This window comes from Pseudomonas sp. 300 (assembly GCF_055803035.1).
Genome location: NZ_JAVLRV010000002.1, coordinates 2,811,589 through 2,816,176 on the forward strand (window position 1 = coordinate 2,811,589; position 4,588 = coordinate 2,816,176).

At 59.3% G+C, this 4,588-nt stretch carries 5 protein-coding genes; 3 read left to right on the forward strand and 2 right to left on the reverse strand.

Annotated elements, in window-relative coordinates:
- From Q7W83_RS19235 to Q7W83_RS19245, 3 genes are all read left to right on the forward strand, one after another.
- A partial coding sequence (locus Q7W83_RS19235; RefSeq protein WP_473657713.1) for a hypothetical protein occupies positions 1–238 on the forward strand: 238 nt, incomplete at its 5' end.
- Between the two features lie 77 nt (positions 239–315).
- A complete protein-coding gene (locus Q7W83_RS19240) occupies positions 316–498 on the forward strand; it encodes a hypothetical protein (protein WP_008030471.1) in 183 nt (60 codons plus the stop codon).
- A 104-nt stretch (positions 499–602) separates the two neighbouring features.
- Complete coding sequence (locus Q7W83_RS19245) at positions 603–1,802, forward strand: MFS transporter (RefSeq protein ID WP_150630270.1); 1,200 nt, start codon at positions 603–605, stop codon at positions 1,800–1,802.
- On the opposite strand, the gene arfB is transcribed toward Q7W83_RS19245, so the two are convergent.
- Both arfB and Q7W83_RS19255 read right to left on the reverse strand, forming a co-directional pair.
- Positions 1,799–2,212, reverse strand: a complete 414-nt coding sequence (arfB, locus tag Q7W83_RS19250) for an alternative ribosome rescue aminoacyl-tRNA hydrolase ArfB (protein ID WP_008010994.1) — start codon at positions 2,210–2,212, stop codon at positions 1,799–1,801. The genes Q7W83_RS19245 and arfB overlap by 4 nt on opposite strands.
- A gap of 220 nt (positions 2,213–2,432) precedes the next feature.
- The gene (locus tag Q7W83_RS19255) at positions 2,433–3,845 is read right to left on the reverse strand and encodes an amino acid permease (RefSeq protein ID WP_150630271.1); all 1,413 of its coding nucleotides are present in this window, start codon (positions 3,843–3,845) and stop codon (positions 2,433–2,435) included.
- Between the last annotated feature and the right edge of the window lie 743 nt (positions 3,846–4,588).

Consider the following 4,588-nt stretch of genomic DNA (forward strand, 5'->3'; position numbering starts at 1 on the left):
TAGATATAAAAGTCTATTTGTCATTTCTCCTGCTGTATCCTGCCCAAGCTTTGTAAAAGCGCGGATCTACCAGATCTATCAACAGACTTTGCGAGGAGCGCGAAACATGCACGAGATCCCTAATCTCCCCTTCCCAAGCCTGCACGAAACTGAGCAGACACCCACGCAACAAGCCGGCGCCCAACAGCCCGAGCCGAAAGAAGCCACTGAACGCCGCCAGGCCGACAGAGAAGACTGAAACACCCGCAATGCCAGACCGTGTGGAAAGCGCTAACATGCGCTTTCCACACCGCCTGAACTCTTGAGTTGCACACCATGACCGATGACTTTAGCGAGACTCAGGCCAGCGTCCTGATCGGCACGGCCGAGAAGATGATCGAGATCTGGAATCGCCTGTCCCCCGAGAAACAAGCCGCATTGCTCGCCCGTTTCGGCAGCGAAGAAAATGCCTTGGCCGCCCTGGTCACGACGCAACTGGTCGCCCCCGCCAAACCCTGATTCGCCTCCACCGGGCAAATAGTTTTACTTTTCCACGCCCTGCGGCCTGTCACGCCGCTATCATAAGCAGCCTATCTATCCTGCTTTCCCGTGGATCTTTACCCATGTCTGAAAACCAGCGCCCCCTGGCGGTCACGCTGCAAGTCGTTTCCATCGTCCTGTTCACTTTTATTGGCTACCTCAATATCGGCATTCCCCTGGCCGTGTTGCCCGGCTACGTCCACAGCGATCTGGGTTTCGGCGCCGTGGTCGCCGGTCTGGTGATCAGCGTGCAATACCTCGCCACCCTGCTCAGCCGCCCATACGCCGGGAAAATCATTGATAACAAAGGCAGCAAACTGGCGGTCATGTATGGCCTCGCCGGATGCGGCCTGAGCGGCGTGTTCATGCTGCTTTCGGCCTGGACCCAAAGCCTGCCGATGCTGAGTCTGATCAGCCTGCTGATCGGCCGCCTGGTGCTCGGCAGCGCGGAAAGCCTGGTGGGCTCTGGCTCGATCGGCTGGGGCATCGGCCGGGTCGGCGCGCAAAACACCGCCAAAGTGATCTCCTGGAACGGCATCGCCAGTTATGGCGCACTGGCCGTTGGTGCACCGCTGGGCGTGCTGCTGGTCAGTCAGTTGGGCTTGTGGAGCATGGGCGTAAGCATCGTCTTGCTGGCCGTGCTGGGTCTGGCGCTGGCGTGGCCGAAGACCGCCGCACCGATTGTGGTCGGGGAACGATTGCCGTTCATGCATGTGCTGGGTCGAGTGCTGCCGCACGGTTGCGGCCTGGCGCTGGGTTCGATCGGCTTCGGCACCATCGCCACCTTCATTACCTTGTATTACGCCACGCAACACTGGGACAACGCGGTGTTGTGCCTGAGCCTGTTTGGCGCGAGCTTCATCGGCGCGCGACTGCTGTTCGGTAACCTGATCAACCGTCTCGGCGGTTTTCGCGTGGCCATCGCCTGCCTGTCGGTGGAAACCCTGGGACTGTTGCTGCTGTGGTTGGCACCGGATGCTCATTGGGCTTTGGCCGGTGCAGCGCTGAGCGGTTTCGGTTTTTCGCTGGTGTTCCCGGCGCTGGGCGTGGAAGCGGTCAATCTGGTGCCAGCGTCGAGCCGTGGCGCAGCGGTCGGCGCTTACTCGCTGTTCATCGATTTGTCGCTGGGGATTACCGGGCCGTTGGCGGGCGCGATTGCTGCCGGATTTGGTTTTGCCTCGATCTTCCTGTTCGCCGCACTCGCCGCGTTAAGCGGGTTGATGCTCAGCGTTTATCTGTACCGGCAAGCGCCAAAGTACCGCGAAGAAAGAGACACGCATTAAAAGTCGACCTTGCCGCGTCCAGCCTTGATGCTGCCGCGCTTGGTCTTGGATTCGAGCCGGCGCTTCTTCGAGCCGAGGGTCGGTTTGGTCGGACGGCGTTTCTTTTCGACCTTGGTGGCGCTGAGGATCAACTCGGTCAGCCGCTCCAGCGCATCGGCGCGATTGGCCTCCTGCGTGCGGTATTGCTGGGCCTTGATGATCAACACCCCTTCGCTGGTAATGCGGCTGTCCCGCAACGCCAGCAGCCGTTCCTTGTAGAACTCGGGCAAGGACGAGGCCGGAATGTCGAAGCGCAAGTGCACGGCGCTGGAGACCTTGTTGACGTTCTGCCCACCGGCGCCTTGGGCACGAATGGCCGTCAATTCGATCTCGGCATCCGGCAGATGCACGTTGTTGGAAATCACCAGCATGGAAAAGCGTCCGGGTTGAGGCCTTTCAGGATACCGCGAATGAATGACGAGAACGCGGTCCCTGTGGGGAGCGTGGCTTGCCCGCGATTCAGGCGCTGCGGTTCATCAGGTACATCGCGTTATCGTTCATCGCGGGCAAGCCACGCTCCCACAGGGTTTTGTGTAGGCCGAAAAAGACAAACCCGGCACATGGCCGGGTTTGTCGTTTCTGCGCGCTGCGCTATTTCACTGCAGCCTGCAACGCATGCTGAGCACTGCGCTTGTTCTTGATGCCGTAGCAAATCCACATGAACGCGACCCACACCGGAATCGCGTACACCGACACCTGGATGCCCGGAATCAGCAGCATCACGCCAAGAATGAACACCACGAACGCCAGGCAGATGTAGTTGCCATACGGATACCACAGGGCCTTGAACAGCGGCGTCTGCCGGGTCTTGTTCATGTGCTGGCGGAACTTGAAGTGCGAATAGCTGATCATCGCCCAGTTGATCACCAACGTGGCCACCACCAGCGACATCAGCAGTTCCAGCGCGTTTTGCGGGATCAGGTAGTTCAACAACACCGCAATCAACGTCACCGCCGCCGAAGCGAGGATCGAGCGCACCGGCACGCCGCGCTTGTCGATTTTCGCCAGGGCTTTCGGTGCATCGCCCTGCTCAGCCATGCCCAGCAGCATGCGGCTGTTGCAGTAGGTGCCGCTGTTGTACACCGACAACGCAGCGGTCAGGACCACAAAGTTGAGGATGTGTGCGGCGGTGTTGCTGCCAAGCATCGAGAACACTTGCACGAACGGGCTGCCGCTGTAGGAATCGCCCGAGGCGTTCAGGGTCGACAGCAGGCTGTCCCATGGCGTCAGCGACAGCAGGATGACCAGCGCGCCGATGTAGAAAATCAGGATGCGGTAGATCACCTGGTTGATGGCTTTCGGGATCACGGTTTTCGGCTTGTCGGCTTCTGCTGCGGTGAAACCGAGCATTTCCAGGCCGCCGAAGGAGAACATGATGATCGCCATGGCCATCACCAGACCGCTGATGCCATTCGGGAAGAAACCGCCGTGGGACCACAGGTTGCTGACCGACGCTTGCGGGCCGCCGTTGCCGCTGACCAGCAAATAGCTGCCCAGGGCAATCATGCCGACGATCGCCACGACCTTGATGATCGCGAACCAGAACTCGGCTTCGCCGAAGACTTTGACGTTGGCCAGGTTGATCAAATTGATCAGCACGAAGAACCCGGCTGCGGAGACCCACGTCGGGATGTCCGGCGCCCAGTAGTGGATGTACTTGCCGACGGCAGTCAGCTCCGACATGCCCACCAGAATGTACAGAATCCAGCAGTTCCAGCCCGACAGGAAACCGGCGAAACCGCCCCAGTACTTGTGCGCGAAGTGGCTGAAGGAACCGGCCACCGGCTCTTCGACGATCATTTCGCCGAGCTGGCGCATGATCATGAAGGCGATGAAGCCGCAGATGGCGTAGCCGAGGATCATCGACGGGCCGGCGGATTTCAGCACCCCGGCCGAGCCCAGGAACAGGCCGGTACCGATCGCGCCACCGAGAGCGATCAGTTGAATATGACGATTCTTCAGGCCGCGTTTCAGCTCGCCTGAATGCGAGTTTTGTCCACTCATGAAAAGGGTCTCACGCAAGGTTTGATGATGTTCAATAGACGTTGCTGCTCGGTTGCGACGTTAAGCAGCGCCGATCAAACCCCAGCGCAGGCACCAGGAGTTCAGCGTATTTACAACGGTCATGCGTCACCTGTTTGTTTTTATCTGTGACGAAATCGAACCCGACACGCTCGTGACGCGGCGGAGTGAACAAGGCGGATAGCCTTGAGGTTTGCGCAGATGCGCAGGAGGTCACAGGTAAAACGCGGCGCATTGTACACCGCTAACCCCCTGCTGCCAGACACCGCTGAATCAGCGTGTCGGTTGCCGGGATTGCCTGTGTCCACCCCGAAGGTTTCGGGTGGCTGCAAAAAGGGAGTCGGACCTTTGCGGGTCGTCGGCGTGAGCGATGGGAAAACCGCCCCACGGGGAGAAGTGGAAATGAGTCACGGCGTACATTGCGCCTCCTTTTTGTTATGCACCTGCACGACAGGCATGGGGCGCATCTCACCCTGCATGGGACGGTGAAACAAGCGGGCCAGAGCGCTGAAAAAGATCTGAAGGCTCATAGAGCGGAAGATATTTCTTACAGTTATTGCCTAAGGTGGGTTTCACGAGGGCCAGACGGACAAATCGTCAGGTTTTCTTTACGCGGCGTAACATCCGTTTTCCACCCGGACTTTGGCAGTGCTCCCACTGTCGCCTTCACGGGCAAGCCCGCTCCCACAGTTGACCGGTTTGTCGCACTGAAACGCGATCAAAAT